Source organism: Salinirubellus litoreus (genome assembly GCF_037335815.1).
GTDB lineage: Archaea > Halobacteriota > Halobacteria > Halobacteriales > Haloarculaceae > Salinirubellus > Salinirubellus litoreus.
This window is the reverse complement of sequence record NZ_CP147841.1, coordinates 3,253,736-3,268,959: the sequence shown is the minus strand read 5'-3', so window position 1 is coordinate 3,268,959 and position 15,224 is coordinate 3,253,736. Positions and strand designations below refer to the sequence as shown.

Here is a 15,224-nt window from a genome sequence, read left to right as displayed (position 1 = left end):
ACGACGGGCACGGCGGTAAGTAGATTCCGCTTCACCCACCGGGACCGGTCGTTCGATCCCGGGGCGCGAGGGCCCGGACACGACGTTCCAGACGGCGATAGGGGCTAGTCCCTGACGCGTTCGGTCTTGAGGACGACCAGTACCAGCACCGCGAACCCCACGACGACCCCGATGAACATCGCGGGCGAGCGGCTCATGCCGACGTACTGGAGGATCCCCCAGACGCTCGACGCGACGAACCCAAGCCCGACGATCATACCGAGGACCAGCCGGATCACCAGCGACTCGGCGTCCATTCGTGCCGGACCACACGCGAGACCGTATTAAATCCCGGCGACCGCGGGTGCGCCGACGGCGCGAGCGCGGCACGGAGGCGTGTTCGCGGGCCCGGTCGCTCGGTCGGGACCCCCAGTCATCCACGGCCGGGAGGACGCCCTCTCCGGGGAGTGGCGGCCGTCGGAATCCTGTCGCCCTCATACGAATTGTTGTAACGATCTACCGGCGATCACTCGAGCGGGGTCCGTGATCGCCGGTAAAAGACTACAACAATCCGTATCAGTCGTCGCGCGAGAAGTCGGTCACCGTCCGTCGGAACTGTCCGGAGAACGCCTGCTGGACGACCTCGGACAGGGCAGGGTGGACGTGGACTGGCCGGCGGACGTTCCGTACCGTCCCCTCGCCGGCGTGCATGGCCGTGACGACCTCCTGGATCAGTTCGGACGCCCGGGGCCCCAGGATGTGACACCCGATGACCTGCCGATCCGTGTCGATTATCGCCTTCACGAACCCCTCCGCCCCCATCGCACGCCCGCGTGGGACGGACTCGTACTGTTCGGTGTAGGTGGCGTACTCGCCGGCTTCGAGGTACTGCTCCTGGGCCCCCACGCTCGCGACTTCGGGGGACGCGAACACCGCGAGCGGCATCGCGCTGTAGTCGACCGGGCGGCGCTCGTCCTCGTAGATGTTCCGCGCGACGGCGGCGACCTCGTGGGACGCGCTGTGTTTCAACAGGTAGTTCCCGGTGACGTCCCCGACGGCCCACACCCCGTCCGCGGTCGTCCGGAGGTACTCGTCGGTCTCGACGTAGCCGTGTTCGTCGGTCTCGATACCTGCGGCATCGAGATCTAGCGCCGCCGTGTTCGGGATCCGGCCGTCCGCGACGAGCAGCACGTCACCGCTCGCGCTCACCTCCGGGCCGTCCAGCCGCCCCGAGGTCGCCTCCAGCGTCACGGTGCCGTCGGTTTCGGAGACGCCGGTCGGGTGGGTGGCCGTGTGGACGGTGAACCGCTCCCCGTAGCGTTCGGTGAACGTCTCCGCGACCTCCTCGTCGACCTCGGGGAGGAGGGTCTCCTCCCGGCAGACGAACGTCACGTCGCTTCCGAACGTCCCGAAGAGGTGCCCGAGTTCGACGGAGATGTACCCGCTCCCGAGGATCACCAGGCGGTCGGGGGGCGTCTCGACCCGCAGGGCCTCCTCGCTCGTGAGGTAGTCGACCGACTCGATCCCCTCCACGTCCGGCGTCGCCGGTCGCGAGCCCGTGGCGAGGATCACCGTGTCGGCCCGGATACGTGTCCCGTCGTCCGCGCCGCCGACCACCTCGACGGTCCTCTCGTCGACGAAGCGGGCCTCACCCTCGTAGAGGTAGTGGAACGGGGACGCCTCGACGCCCTCCCGGAGGCTCTCGGCGTTGCCTCGCAGCTCCTCGTCGACGTCCCGCACCATCTCCTCGAACGCGAAACCGTCGACGCTCGCGTCGATGTGGAACTCGTCGGCGCGCTCTATCGTCTCCAGCACCTCCGCGTGGTAGAGCAGGCGCTTGGAGCGGGCCCCCGCGTCGAGCTGCGCGCCGCCGAAGGACTCCTTCTCGACGATTCCGACGGTCCGATTGTTCTCCCCGGCGATACTCGCGAACTCCAGGCCGGCACCCGACCCGAGGACGAGAACGTCGTACTCCTCCATGCGTGAGGGAGCCGCTCCCGACGTAATAAATCCAGACCTCTCGGCCCGTGGATTCCCGTACACACGCCGCCGCGGGGCCGGTGCGCCGTCCGGATGCGACGACTCGGCGAGTCCACCCGATGGTGCTGGGCGGGGACGATACTCGAACGTTCGTCCTACGCGCGCGCGAGCACGCACGGGGAGGAAGCGCGGCCCGAACGGGAGCGGCGATGGTGATGTGGTCGGGTGCCGTCCACCGGGGGAGGCGCCCCCGAGCTCAGATGGGGGAGACGTTCTCGCCGGTCCGGTTGTCGAACAGGTGCATCTTCTCGATGTTCGCGACGAGCGTGACGATCTCGTCCTCCTCGATACTGCTGTCGGGCGAGACGCGGGCGGAGAACTCCCGGCTGAGGTTGTCGGGTTCGTCCGGCGGGGTCAGCGTCAGGAACTTGTCCGAGCCCATCGGCTCGACGAGACGGACGTAGGCCTCGAGCGTGTTCCGATCGCCGACGAGGTCCTCGGCCACGCTCGCGTCCTGGATGTCCTCGGGGCGGATCCCGAGCGTCAGGTCGTCCATATCACCGTCGAACGACTCGAGATCCGACGCGAGCTTCTCCGAGAGCTTGACCTCGAAGGTCTCGCACTCGGCGATGTAGTCGCCGCCCTCCTGGCGGACCTCCACGTCGAAGAAGTTCATCGGCGGTTCGCCGATGAACCCGGCCACGAACCGGTTGGCCGGGTTGTCGTAGACGTACTGCGGCGGGGCGATCTGCTGGAGCTTCCCGTTGTTCATCACCGCGACGCGGTCGCCGAGCGTCATCGCCTCGGCCTGGTCGTGCGTGACGTAGATCGTCGTCTTGCCGACCCGCTTGTGCAGGTCGTTCAGCTCGGTCCGCATCTGGACACGCAGCTTCGCGTCGAGGTTCGAGAGCGGCTCGTCCATCAGGAACACCGCGGGCTCCCGAACGATGGCCCGACCGAGTGCGACGCGCTGCTGCTGGCCGCCCGACAGCGCGTTCGGCTTCCGATCGAGCAGTTCGGGAATACTGAGCAGGTCGGCCGCCTCCTCGACGCGCTCGTCGATCTCGCTCTGCGGGTAGTTGCGGACCTCCAGCGGGAACGCCATGTTACCCCGGACCGTCTTGTGGGGGTAGAGCGCGTAGTTCTGGAACACCATCGAGATGTTCCGTTCCCGCGGGTTGAAGCCCGTGACGTCCTGGTCCTCGATGACGATGCGGCCGTCGGTCGGGGTCTCCAGGCCGGCGACGCTCCGGAGCGTCGTCGTCTTCCCGCAACCGGAGGGGCCGACCAGGACGAGGAACTCGCCCTCGCGCACCTCGATGGTGATGTCGTCGACGGCGACGACCTCGCTCCCGTCATCCTCGCGGAAGATCTTCGTCATCCCGTCGATGACGACGTTGGTGTCCTCGGAGACGTCCGCACCCTCCTGCGGGGAGGTTCGTTCGGTGTCGGTCCCGGTGTCGGTCACCTGCTTCGTGCTGTCACTCATTGTTGGACTCCGTGTTCGCTGATCAGTCGATCGTCAGTACGCTTCGGCTTGCATCCGCCGTCGGAAGTGTGGTGTCGTGCCATGGGTTTCTATCCTTTCATCGCCCCCGAGGTCAGCCCGGAGACGATGTACTGCTGGAAGAAGATCACGATCAGTACCGTCGGCAGGATGGCGATGATGGAGGCCGCCGACAGCGACGCCCAGTAGATGGAGACGTCGCCGACGAACGAGAAGACGGCCACCGACAGCGGCTGGGAGGTCAGGTCGCTGCTCACGATGAGCGCGAAGAGGAACTCCCGCCAGGAGTAGAGGAAGGTGAGGATGGCCACCGCCGCGATCCCCGGCCGCGCCAGGGGGATTCCCACCTTCAGGAACGCCTGGAACCGCGTACAGCCGTCGACCAGCGCCGATTCGTCGAGCGCCTTCGGGATGGAGATGAAGAAGTTCCGCATGAGGTAGATCATCAGCGGTAGCCACAGGTAGATGTTGGCGATAATGATCCCCGTCTTCGTGTTCAGCAGGTTCGCCGTCGAGAGGACCTGGAAGTACGGGACGATCAGCCCGATCGGCGGGAAGAGCCGCGAGAACAGGATGCCGATGAAGATGTAGTCGTCGAAGGGGAAGCGGAACCGGCTGAACGCGTAGCCCGCCGGCACCGCGAGCACCACGACGGCGATGGTCGTGGTCGTCGAGATGATGAAGGTGTTGAGCACGGCCTTCCAGTACTGCTCGCCGAACAGCACGCTACGGTACGTATCGAGCGTGGGTTCGGCCGGGAGGTAGTTGAGGTTGTAGATCGCCTCGTTCGCCTTGAACGAGTTCGACAGCGCCCACAGCAGCGGGATGAGCACCGTCAGCGCCGCGATAATCGCCACGAGGTGGACGGCGTAGGGGCTCTCGACGATGTCGCCGAACCGCTGGCGGGTCTGGTAGCTGATGCGTTCGTACGTCTCGTCCGATGATGCCTGGCTCATTGGTGTCCTCCGTGTGCAGTGACTGGGGTTGGTTCCGTGGGAATCATTCTTCGACGTCCTCCATGACGACCAGGACGTAGAACGCCGCGACGACCAGGGTGATCAGGACGAGGAACGCCGAGATGGCGGCCCCGTAGCCGGGTCGGATGGAGACCATCGAGACCTGGTGGATCCAGATCGCCAGCGTCGTGGTCCGCGTCCCCGGGCCGCCCTGCGTGAGCGGGTAGATGACGGAGAAGGCCCGGAACGCGAACATCCAGTTGATCAGCGCGACGATGGCGAAGTACGGCCGGAGGTACGGGATCGTGATGCTCCGGAACGACTGGAACGTCGTGGCCCCGTCGACCTTCGCCGCGTCGTACATGTGCTGGGGGATCGCCTGTAACCCCGCCAGGAAGACGATCATCGCGAAGGGCATCCGTGCCCACGCGTCGGTCGCCGTCACCAGAAACATGATGATGCTCTGGTCGGAGAGCCACGCGTGGGCGCTCTGGAGGACGCCCAGGTCGATCAGCAGCTTGTTGAGCAGGCCGAACTGGCCGCCCTGCAGGATGAACTTGAAGATGATCGCGATGACGGCGAGCGGGACCGCCCACGCGAACAGGATGACGGTCGCGTAGGTCGTCCGCGCGCGCTTGTTCTCGATGTGATTGATCGCCAGCGCGACCAGCAGCCCGCTGGTCAGCGAGAGGGCCAGCGAGCCGAACGAGTAGAACAGTGTCGTCTTGAAGTAGTTGGGGAAGAGGTCCGACGTGAACAGTCGGGTGTAGTTCTCTATCCCGACGAACTGGAGCCCCGCGCCGGGGATGGAGATGTGGAACGACACGAAGAAGAGCCGGAAGACCGGGTAGACGAAGATCGCGAGGATCGCCAGCATCGCGGGGGCCAGGAGCGCGAAGACGATGTGGTCGTTGACCAACCTCGAGATCGCCTGGCGAGCGCTGTTCTCGTCGCCCTGGAAGCCGGGTAAATCTGTCTCTGTTGCCATGTTGTGAATAAACGTGGAGGATCGACCCTCTTAGTTCTGGCCCAGGACCGTGTCGACGAACTGCTGGGCCGAGTCCAGACCTTCCTGCGGGTCGACGTTGCCGGCGATGATCTGCTGGAGCTGTTCGCTGATCCGCTGGCTCGTCGCCCGCTGCTGCTGCCAGACCTCGACGACCGCGGTCTCCATCGAGGTGCCCCGAGTTTCGGCGTACGGGACGGTCCCGAGTTCGGCGGCCTGGTCGAACACGTGGTTGAGGTACTGGTTGTTCCCCTCGTTGGCGAACTCCCACCACTGGCTGGCGGTCGTGTACCGGCAGTCGTGGTAGAGCATGACCGCGAGCTGGTGGCCCACGTCGGAGTAGGCGTTGATGGCCACGCCGTTGGGCGAGGCGATCGTCGCTCGCGACGGATCGGGCGCCGGATCGGCGCCCGCGGGGGGCAGTACGGGCCGGTACACCTCAGGGTCGTCGCCGAACTGGTCGATGGCCCGCGGGATGAGGTCGCCGAACACCGGCACCATGGCGAGTTCACCCGACAGGAAGCCGTCGGCGAGGTCACCCTGGGTGTAGGAGGTGACCGCGTCGGGCACCCAGCCGTTCTCGAGCCACTCGCGCATCTTCTGGACGGCCACGAGGTGGGCCTCGTCGTTGACCACGACCGTCCCGTCGTCCTGAACGATGCGGCCGCCGGCCTCGTAGAGCATCTTCTGCCAGTCGCGGAACGTGTAGACCAGCGAGGACCCGCGGTACGCCCAGGCGGACTTGTCGCTGCCCTCGAACGCCTGCATCACCGTCTCGAGCTCGTTCCAGCTCCACTCGCCGTTGACGATGGAGTCCACGACCGACTGGTCGACGCCCTGGTCGAGAATCATCTGGGGTCGGCAGTGGACGAGGCCGCCCTGGTTGATGTTCGGCCCCATGTACTGGGTCCCGTTGTAGCTGAACGAGTCTCGCGTCAGCGGGATGTAGGGCTCCCACATCTCCTCGTTGGGCTGGGCCCGTGTCTCTGCGAGGTGCCCGGCCGTGGCGAACGAGGAGAGCGAGCTCTGGACGACGACGTCGGTCGCGTGGGGCGTCGGTTCGGACGCCGAGAAGAACGCCGCCTTCTTGGGGATCGCCTGGTCGACGACGATCTCCAGGGGGTTGATCGTGATGCCCGTCCGGTTCTCGAACAGGGCGTAGGTGGCCAGCGTCGCCGGGTCGAAGTCCAGCGAGCCGTGGTTGAGCAGCTCGAAACTGTCGATGTCGCCCGCCGGCGTGTCCTCCCAGCCCGACGGGGGCTCCCAGTTCGCGCTCTGGACCGTCTCGGACTCCGCCCAGGCCGATTTCTGGTTGTCGGCATCCCCTTCGGGCCACGCGTTCCGTTGCTCCTCGGGCCAGGCGGGCCAGTCGCCGTCCTCGCTGAGCGAGGCGAACCGGCGCTGCTGCCAGTTCTCGCCGAAGCCGATCTGCTCTGCCGCGGACATCAGATCGGACGCGCCGCCGTCGCCGCCGTCACCGCCATCGCCGCCGCCGCCATCGCCGCCATCGCCGCCATCGCCGCCACCGCCGTCGCCGCCGTCGCCGCCGTCGCCGCCACCGCCGTCACCGCCACCGCCCAGACATCCTGCGAGACCTGCGGTCGCACCCGCGCCGAACAGGCCCATCAACTGTCGTCGGTCCAACCATTGACTATCTTTGTCAGGCATCCCTTTCCATCCCCGGTAGACCCAAACTTAAGGTTTTTTGTTTATTTCTAACTATCTTTTACCGAATATGCCTGCGAGGAATCGGAAAGAGGGACGAAGATCGCCGTAGAATGGCGTATATTGGATAGAATCCGCCGAGAAGTTGGTATACGGAAATACCTCCCGGAGGTGTCCGGCGTGAAAAGTACAGCATAGTTCCTTGAGGTTCTGCCGGTGCCGGGTTCGACGGCTCCGGGTGGGGCCGTCTCCCGACGCGGGAAGAGTGCCCGGCACCGGCCGTTCCGGCGGGCGAATCACGGCTGTAGCCACCGGCCCAGGGCCGGCGACGAGGGCGGAATCGCCTCACTTCCCGTACTGATCGAGACCGGCGAAGGTGATCCCGTGTCCGGGATCATTCGGGGGCGTGAAGCTGCCGTCGTCGAGGGCGAGCGGCGACTCGATCACCCCGTCGAGCACCGTCGAGTGGTGCTCGATCGACGGGACGTTCTCGAAGGCCGCGGCCAGGTGGACGTGTATCGGTTCGACGTAGTGAGGGACGACGGGGAGGCCGGCGGCGCGTGCGAGTTCGGCCACGCCGGCCCAGGCGGTGACACCGCCGACGCGACAGACGTCCGGCTGGAGGACGTCCGCCGCGTCCAGCCGGATCAACTGGGCGAACTCGCGCTCGCTGTAGGCGTTCTCGCCTGTCGCGATGGGCGTGTCGACCTTCGATCGAAGGTCGGCGTGGCCCGCGAAATCGTCCTTCAGGAGTGGCTCCTCCAGCCAGTTGAGCGGGACGTCGACGTGCGCGAGGAATCGGCGCGCTTCCGCCACCGTGTACGAGCAGTTCGCGTCGACCATCAGGCGCATCGACTCGGGGAGCGCCTCGCGGACCGCGCGTATCCGGCGGGCGTCCTCGGCGTGGCCGCGGCCCACCTTCATCTTCATCCCGACGAACCCTTCCTCGGCCGCGCGCTCGGCGTTCTCGACGAGCCGCGCCTCGTCGAACTGGAGCCAGCCGCCGTTGGTCTCGTAGGCTGGCACCTCGCGGCGTTCGCCGCCGAGCAGGGCATAGAGCGGCTCGTCCGTCCGGCGACCGAGCGCGTCCCACAGGGCGATGTCGACCGCGCTGATGGCGATTTCGGAGACGCCCGCCCGCCCGACGAACGTCGTCCCGGCGCGCATCCGCTCGGTCGCCGCCCGCGGCGCGGCCGACTCGCCCACGACCAGCGGCTCCAGCGTCGCCCGGACGAACTCCAGTATCGAACGCCCGCCCTCCCCGATGGTGTAGGTGAACCCCGTTCCCCCGGTGCCGTCGTCGCACTCCAGTTCGACGACGACCAGTTCGAGTTCGTCGAACGACTGCGTCGCGTCGTCCAGCGACTCCTCGTTCGGTACGCCGTACAGCCCCGTCCGGAGGTCCGTGACCCGTGGCATCTCGACGGATGGACGTGGAGGTGGGTTATGAATCCACGCGCCGGGCGACGCCCGTCCCGGCCGATCCCCGGGCCTACTCCGCTCGATACCGCTCGATAGCCGCCTCGTCGAGTTCGATGCCGAGCCCCGGACCCCCCGGAACGGCGACCAGCCCGTCCCCGTCGGGCGCGAAGGGCCTCGCACAGAGCTCCTCGCGCAGCGGGTTTAGCGAGCGGTCGAACTCAAGCCACGGGTCCCCGGGCAGGGTAGCGATGAGCTGGAGGCTCGCGGCGAGGGCCACGGGCGTCCCCCAGACGTGCGGGACGAGCGGGACGCCGTTATCGTGTGCGCGACGGGCGATCCGTCTCGCGGGGGTGAGCCCGCCCACGATACAGACGTCGGGCTGGGCGACGTCCAGTCCACCGGTTTCGAACAGCCGGTCGAACTCCGACGGCGTGTGACACTCCCCGCCCGCGATCGGTACGTCGAGCGTCTCCGAGAGCCGGGCGTACCCGTCGAGGTCCTCGGGGGCGACGGGCTCCTCGAACCAGTGGACACCCTCGTCTTCGAGCGCCCGTCCGACCCGCCGCGCGTCCGTCCGATCGTAGGCGTAGTTCGCGTCGACCATCACCGTCACGGCGGGGCCGACCGCCTCCCGCACTCGGCGGACGAGTTCGACGTCCTCCTCGGGGCCGTAGCCGAGCAGCGCGAGGCCGGTCTTGAGCTTCACCGCCCCGAGCGCCTCCGCGTTCTCGCGAGCTTCGCCGACCACCTTCTCGTACACCGCTTCGACGTCCTCGACCTTCGGGAAGTAGTGGCCCGTGGCGTAGGGCCTGACGGCCTCCCGACGAGCGCCGCCGAGGAGCGTCGACGTGGACTCCCCCCGGAGCTTCCCCGCGAGGTCCCACAGGGCGAGGTCGATACCCGAGATCGCCGGCAGGGGAACGACCGTCTGGTAGGTCGCCCGGCCGACGTCGTACAGCCGGTCGTAGAGCCGTTCGACCTCGCGGGGGTCCTCGCCGACGACGTGGGGTGCGAGGACCGATTCGACCACCTGGCGGGTCCCCTCGACGGGGCCCCAGCACTCGCCCCACCCGACCGTGCCGTCGCTCGTCTCGACGCGGACGAGCGTCGCGGTCCGCGTCTCGACCCACGCCTGCGCGTAGCCGAACGGTTCCTCCAGCGGTGCCTCCATGCCGATCGCCTCGACGCGCTCGACCGTCGGATCGCTCATGCCCGGGCCACGACAGCCCCCGACTAATATAGTAGCGTTTGGAACCGATGACACACTCCGGACGGGCTCGTCCCGCCCGCCCGTGAGTAAAGACTTCCAAACGCTACTACAGCTCCCCCGGGCGACGGGAGCCCCGCCGGCGGTCCCCGATTCCGGTCCCTGCCGCACGCAAGCTTTTAATCCCGCTCCGCGAACCCTGTGTCATGACAGACCCTACCGATCGATACGAGCGGTCGACCCCCCAGTCGCGCGAACTGTTCGAGGAGGCCCGGGACTACCTGCCCGGCGGCGACACCCGCGAGGTCACCTTCCACGCGCCGTACCCGACGTTCGTCGAGGAGGCCTCGGGTACCACGCTCACGACGGCCGACGGCGAGGAGCTGCTCGACTTCCTCAACAACTACACGGCGGCGGTGCTCGGCCACGCTCCCGAGGCCGTGGTGGAGGCGGTCACGGAGCGGTTCGCGCGCGGGAGCGGGTTCGCCGCACCCACGCGCGAGGCGACCGAACTCGCCCGTCGCATCGTCGAGCGGACCCCCTCGATCGACCACGTGCGGTTCGCCAACTCCGGCACCGAAGCGACGATGAACGCCATCCGGGCCGCGATGGTCCACACCGGCAACGACGACGTGCTGAAGGTCCACGGTGGCTACCACGGGACCCACGACACGGTCATGGTCGGCGTCGACGGGGACGGGCCCGAGGCGGGCGTCCCCCGGGAGGTCGGAGAGCGCGTCCACACGACGCCGTTCAACGACCCGGACGCGCTCGCGGCGGCGTTCGAGCGCCACCCGGACCTCGCGTGCTTCGTCGTCGAACCGGTGATGGGTCACGCGGGGATGGTCCCCGCGACGACCGAGTACCTGGAGGCCGCCCGCGACCTGACCGAGGACACCGATACCCTCCTCGTGTTCGACGAGGTGATGACCTACCGGCTCGGGGTCGGCGGCGCACAGGAGCGCTACGGCGTGACGCCCGACCTCACCGCGCTCGGGAAGTTCATCGGCGGCGGCCTCCCCGCCGGCGCGTTCGGCGGCCGCGCCGACGTGATGAGCGTGTTCGACCCCTCCGCGGAGGACGGGGCGATCCACTCGGGGACGTTCAACGGCAACCCGGCGACGATGGCCGGCGGGGCGGCGACCCTCGACGCGCTCGACGCCGACGCCATCGCGCGTCTGAACGACCTGGGCGCAGTAGCGAGGGAACGGCTCGCCGACGCGGCCGAGTCCGTCGGCGTCCCCGTGCAGGTGACCGGCGACGGCTCATTCTTCAACGTCCACCTCACCGACTCGCCGGTGACCGACCACGCCTCCTCGGCGGCGGGCGATCCGGCCACCGAGCGGCTGTTCCTCGAGATGCGCAACCGGGGGGTGTTCCTCGCCCCGCGGGGGATGGGGAACGTCACGACTCCGATGGGCGAGGCCGAACTCGACCGACTGGTCGGGACCTTCGAGGAGGCGCTCGGGGACCTCTCCCCGGAGATCGCCGCCGACTGACTCTGATACCGGCCGCCTCCGCCTTCGTCCGCGCTTCCGTTACTCCCCCTTGCTCCCCCACGCGAACGCCGTCCAGCCGCCGTCAGCCGTGAGCACCTCGCCCGTCACGAAGTTGTTTCGCGAGGCGAGGAACAGCGCGCACTCGGCCATCTCTTCGAGGGTACCGAACCGCCCCAGCGGCGTGCGGTTCTGGATGTCCTCGGTGTCGTAGCCCGCCGTCTCCATCGTCTGGTCGGTGATGGGCGTCCGGATGTACCCCGGCGCGAGCGAGTTGACGTAGATGTCGTGTTCGGCCCACTCGACCGCCAGCGTCCGGGTGAGGTTGTCGACGCCCGCCTTCGCGGCGCAGTAGGCCGCCCGCTTGTGGAGCCCCTGGTGGCCCATCATGCTGGAGACGTTGACGATCGCCCCGCCCTCGCCCTGGTCGATGAACCGTTGTCCGGCCGCCCGCGAGCAGTAGTACACCCCAGAGAGGTCGACGTCGACGACCGACTGCCAGTCCTCGATGGCGAGCTCCTCGCTCGGCCCGGTGATGGTGTGGCCCGCGTTGTTCACGAGGACGTCCAGCCCGCCGAACTCCTCGACGGCGGCCTCGACGAGCCCCTCGACGGCGTCGTAGTCGCTGACGTCCGCGGCCGCGCCGACCGCCGACCCGCCGGCCTCACGTATCTCCTCGGCGGCCGCCTCGGCGCGCTCCGCCGACCGGGAGTTGGTCACGACGTTCGCGCCCTCCTCGGCGAACCGCTCGGCGATGGCCTTCCCGATCCCGCTGCTCGATCCAGTGACGATGGCCGTCTGACCGTCCATGTCGCCCATGACGACTGGTCCATCCCCCCCGCCCGTGATAACTCCCCGGGACCGGTGACCGGTCGCGGCTCCGGGAGAATCTTTACGTGACGGTCCCGCATGCGGAGGGTATGGACGTCGCAGGACTCGACGACGAGGGTAGTTCGGAGGTACTGGACGGTGTGCGTCTCGCACAGCTGGCCGCCGGGGATCGGATGAGCGTCCAGCACTTCGACATCGAGCCGGGAGCGGGCGTCGACGATCACAGCCACGAGCACGAGCAGGCGGGCTTCCTGTTCGAGGGGGCGATCCTGTTCGTCGTCGACGGCGAGGAGTACCAGGTCGAGGCCGGCGACTCGTACGTCATCCCGGGTGAGGCGGTCCACTCGGCGACCTCGAACGGCGACGAGCCGGCGGTCGGCGTCGAACTGTTCAGCCCGCCGAGACCGAACCCGCCGTGGGCCGCCGAGGAGTAGCCACCCCGAACTCCCATCCGGGCCGAAGCACGCTGACCACCCAAGGCTTTTCGCACCCGCCGGCCAGCGGGGGGCATGGCACTCTCCGACGCGGAACTGTGTGATCGGTACGAGGCGCTCTACCCGGGTGCAGTCGCCGACAGTCTGGACGACCTGGGGTACGAGCGGCGGACGCTCCCGAGCGCCATCGACGGGCTGACCCACGAGACGCGCGTGGCCGGAATCGCCTACCCCGTCCGCGGCCACCCGGTCGAGGAGTCCGACTACGACGAGAACATCAGACGGTTCCTCCGGATGCTCGGCGACGCACCCGAGCACAGCGTCGTCGTCTACGAGACGAACGACGAGGGGGCCGCCCACCTGGGCGAACTCTCGACCACGGCGCTCGCGGCGGGCGGCTGTCGCGGCGCGGTCATCGACGGAGGTATCCGGGACGTTCGGTTCATCCTCGAACAGGGGTTCCCGGTCTTCGCGCGCTACCGGACGCCCGCGGACGCCCCGCCACGCTGGCGGCTCGACGAGTGGGGCGTCCCCGCGCGCGTCGGCGGGGTCGAGGTCCGCCCCGGTGACGTCGTGGTCGGCGACGTCGACGGCGTGGTCTGTGTTCCCCGCGCCGTGGCCGAGGAGGTGCTCGAACTCGCGGAGGAGACCGCCGAGACCGAGGACGAGATACGCGAACTCGTGAAGGACGGCGTCGATCCACTCGAAGCCTTCGAGCGCTACGGGAAGTTCTAGCTCCCGGCCATCAACCTATATGCGGCCCCCTCGGGAATCGGGGGTATGCGAATCACGGCCGTCGAGACCATCGCGCTCTCGGACATGGACTTCGAGGAGACCGGCTGGGTCGGCGAGATCGCCGACGACTACCGCCGGTTGCTGTTCGTCCGCCTCCACACCGACGAGGGACACGTGGGCCTGGGCGAGACCTACCCCCGTCCTGCGGTCGACGCCGAGACGGTCCACGAGCACGTCGCGCCCGAGATACTGGGTCGGGACGCCCGCGAGATAGAGGGGGTCTGGCGGGACGTCTACCGGCACGCGAACTACTGGGGCGGGTTCGGCGGGAGCGAGATGCGCGCGCTCTCGGCGGTCGACGTCGCGCTCTGGGATCTCGCGGGTAAACGCGCCGGCCTCCCCGTCTACGAGCTGTTCGGCGGCCCCGTTCGAGAGACGCTCCGGACGTACAACACCTGCTACGAGGGGGAGTTCAGCTTCATGGACGAACCCGTCGAACTCGCCGAGAGTCTCCTGGAGGAGGGGATCGAGGCGATGAAGATCTGGCCGTACGACGACATAGCCTACGAGAACGGCGGCCAGTACGTCTCGCCCGGCGACCTCGAAGCGGGGGCGGAGCCCCTCGAGGCGATCAAGGAGACCCACCCCGAGATGGACGTGGCGATGGAGTTCCACGGGCTCTGGAACGCCCAGTGCGCCAAGCGGATCGCGCGGTACCTCGAACGGTACGACCCGATGTGGCTCGAGGAACTACTGGAGATCGGGAGCCTCGAAGCGTACGCCGAGGTCGCGCGCTCGACCTCGCTTCCGGTGAACGTGAGCGAGCGGCTGATGACCAAGTACGACTACGAGGACCTGCTCTCGACGGTCCCCGTGGATGTCGTGATGCTCGACATCGAGTGGGTGGGCGGGCTGACCGAGGCCCGGAAGGTCGCGACGATGGCCGAAGCCAGTCAGGTCCCGATCGCACCGCACAACTGCGGCGGGCCGGTGCTGCACTTCGCCAACCTCCACCTCGGCGCGGCGGTCCCGAACCTGATGGTGATGGAGTCGGTGCGAGGGAGATACAACGGCTGGCACCGTGATCTGGTCACTACCCCGGCGGAGGCCGAGGACGGCCGGCTCCTCCTGCCCGACGGGCCGGGACTCGGGACCGAACTCTCCGAGACGGTGCTGGAAGCCGAGGGCGCGGAGCGCAGGGTGACCGAGGCCTGATCCCGGTACCGCGACTCAGAACGTGCTCGTCCGGAACCCGCCGTCGACGGTGAGGACCTCGCCGGTGGTGTAGCTGGCGGCGTCGCTGGCGAGGTAGATGGCCGCGCCCGCGAGTTCGGCGGGGTCGCCGAACCGCGGGAGCATCGACCGGCCGGTGACCTCGCGGTAGCGTTCGGTCCCCTCCGCGTAGGCCTCCTCCGTCTGTTCGGTGATGAAGAAGCCCGGGCGGATGGCGTTCACCCTGACCTCGGGCGCGAGGTCCTTCGCGGCGGCGCGGGTGAGCGCGTCGACACCCCCCTTCGCGGCCGAGTACGCGCTCAGCTCCGGCAGTGCGAGCACCGAGGCCAGCGACGCGATGTTGACGACGCTCCCCCCATCCATCCGTTCGGCGAACACCTGTATCGCGCGATACACCCCGTCGAGCTGGACGTCGAGGACGTCCCGCCATTCCTCCTCGCTCACGTCGGTGACGGACTTCCGGGCGATGGAGCTCGGCGAGTTGACGAGCACGTCGACGCCGCCGAACTCCTCGAGGGTCCCGTCGGCGAGTTCCGCGAGCGACTCGCGGTCGGATACGTCACACGTCAGTTCCAGCGACTCCGCGCCGCGCTCGCGGACTCCCTCGGCGGCCTCCTCGACGCGTTCGGGTGTCCGGCTCGTCGCCACGACCGCCTCGGCACCGTCCGCCGCGAACCCCATCGCGATGGCCCGACCGATGCCGCTCGTCCCGCCGATCACGACCGCCCGTTTCCCCTCGACCGAGACCGGCGTGTGCTCGTAATTCACCATGA

Annotated in this window: 14 protein-coding genes; 4 read left to right on the top strand and 10 right to left on the bottom strand. The window is 68.2% G+C overall.

Annotation, left to right across the window (positions count from 1 at the left end):
- Nucleotides 1–104: 104 nt before the first annotated feature.
- The 8 genes from WDJ58_RS16295 to WDJ58_RS16260 form a co-directional block, all read right to left on the bottom strand.
- On the bottom strand, nt 105–296 hold the full coding sequence (locus tag WDJ58_RS16295; protein ID WP_338914338.1) for a hypothetical protein: 192 nt from the start codon (nt 294–296) through the stop codon (nt 105–107).
- A 259-nt stretch (nt 297–555) separates the two neighbouring features.
- Nucleotides 556–1,959 (bottom strand): dihydrolipoyl dehydrogenase family protein, encoded by a 1,404-nt coding sequence (locus WDJ58_RS16290; RefSeq protein ID WP_338914337.1) that lies wholly within the window; start codon nt 1,957–1,959, stop codon nt 556–558.
- Nucleotides 1,960–2,215: 256 nt separating this feature from the next.
- Complete coding sequence (locus WDJ58_RS16285) at nt 2,216–3,448, bottom strand: ABC transporter ATP-binding protein (RefSeq protein WP_380661055.1); 1,233 nt, start codon at nt 3,446–3,448, stop codon at nt 2,216–2,218.
- Between the two features lie 89 nt (nt 3,449–3,537).
- The gene (locus WDJ58_RS16280) at nt 3,538–4,422 is read right to left on the bottom strand and encodes a carbohydrate ABC transporter permease (RefSeq protein WP_338914336.1); all 885 of its coding nucleotides are present in this window, start codon (nt 4,420–4,422) and stop codon (nt 3,538–3,540) included.
- A 43-nt stretch (nt 4,423–4,465) separates the two neighbouring features.
- On the bottom strand, nt 4,466–5,410 hold the full coding sequence (locus tag WDJ58_RS16275) for a carbohydrate ABC transporter permease (RefSeq protein ID WP_338914335.1): 945 nt from the start codon (nt 5,408–5,410) through the stop codon (nt 4,466–4,468).
- A gap of 30 nt (nt 5,411–5,440) precedes the next feature.
- A complete protein-coding gene (locus WDJ58_RS16270) occupies nt 5,441–7,054 on the bottom strand; it encodes an ABC transporter substrate-binding protein (RefSeq protein WP_338914334.1) in 1,614 nt (537 codons plus the stop codon).
- 384 nt (nt 7,055–7,438) lie between these two features.
- On the bottom strand, nt 7,439–8,512 hold the full coding sequence (locus tag WDJ58_RS16265) for a mandelate racemase/muconate lactonizing enzyme family protein (protein WP_338914333.1): 1,074 nt from the start codon (nt 8,510–8,512) through the stop codon (nt 7,439–7,441).
- Nucleotides 8,513–8,585: 73 nt separating this feature from the next.
- Nucleotides 8,586–9,725 carry a mandelate racemase/muconate lactonizing enzyme family protein gene (locus WDJ58_RS16260; protein WP_338914332.1) on the bottom strand — a complete coding sequence of 380 codons (1,140 nt, stop codon included), beginning with the start codon at nt 9,723–9,725 and terminating at the stop codon, nt 8,586–8,588.
- Nucleotides 9,726–9,928: 203 nt separating this feature from the next.
- On the opposite strand from WDJ58_RS16260, the gene WDJ58_RS16255 reads away from it, so the two are divergent.
- On the top strand, nt 9,929–11,221 hold the full coding sequence (locus WDJ58_RS16255; protein WP_338914330.1) for an aspartate aminotransferase family protein: 1,293 nt from the start codon (nt 9,929–9,931) through the stop codon (nt 11,219–11,221).
- Between the two features lie 39 nt (nt 11,222–11,260).
- On the opposite strand, the gene WDJ58_RS16250 is transcribed toward WDJ58_RS16255, so the two are convergent.
- Nucleotides 11,261–12,028 (bottom strand): SDR family NAD(P)-dependent oxidoreductase, encoded by a 768-nt coding sequence (locus WDJ58_RS16250; RefSeq protein ID WP_380661630.1) that lies wholly within the window; start codon nt 12,026–12,028, stop codon nt 11,261–11,263.
- Between the two features lie 110 nt (nt 12,029–12,138).
- Between WDJ58_RS16250 and WDJ58_RS16245 the strand changes: the two genes are divergently transcribed.
- From WDJ58_RS16245 to WDJ58_RS16235, 3 genes are all read left to right on the top strand, one after another.
- Entirely contained in the window at nt 12,139–12,483 is a 345-nt protein-coding gene (locus WDJ58_RS16245; protein ID WP_338914328.1) for a cupin domain-containing protein, read from the top strand.
- Between the two features lie 75 nt (nt 12,484–12,558).
- The gene (locus WDJ58_RS16240; protein WP_338914327.1) at nt 12,559–13,218 is read left to right on the top strand and encodes an RraA family protein; all 660 of its coding nucleotides are present in this window, start codon (nt 12,559–12,561) and stop codon (nt 13,216–13,218) included.
- 45 nt (nt 13,219–13,263) lie between these two features.
- Nucleotides 13,264–14,433 carry a mandelate racemase/muconate lactonizing enzyme family protein gene (locus tag WDJ58_RS16235; protein WP_338914326.1) on the top strand — a complete coding sequence of 390 codons (1,170 nt, stop codon included), beginning with the start codon at nt 13,264–13,266 and terminating at the stop codon, nt 14,431–14,433.
- A 15-nt stretch (nt 14,434–14,448) separates the two neighbouring features.
- On the opposite strand, the gene WDJ58_RS16230 is transcribed toward WDJ58_RS16235, so the two are convergent.
- Nucleotides 14,449–15,222, bottom strand: a complete 774-nt coding sequence (locus WDJ58_RS16230) for an SDR family NAD(P)-dependent oxidoreductase (protein WP_338914325.1) — start codon at nt 15,220–15,222, stop codon at nt 14,449–14,451.
- Between the last annotated feature and the right edge of the window lie 2 nt (nt 15,223–15,224).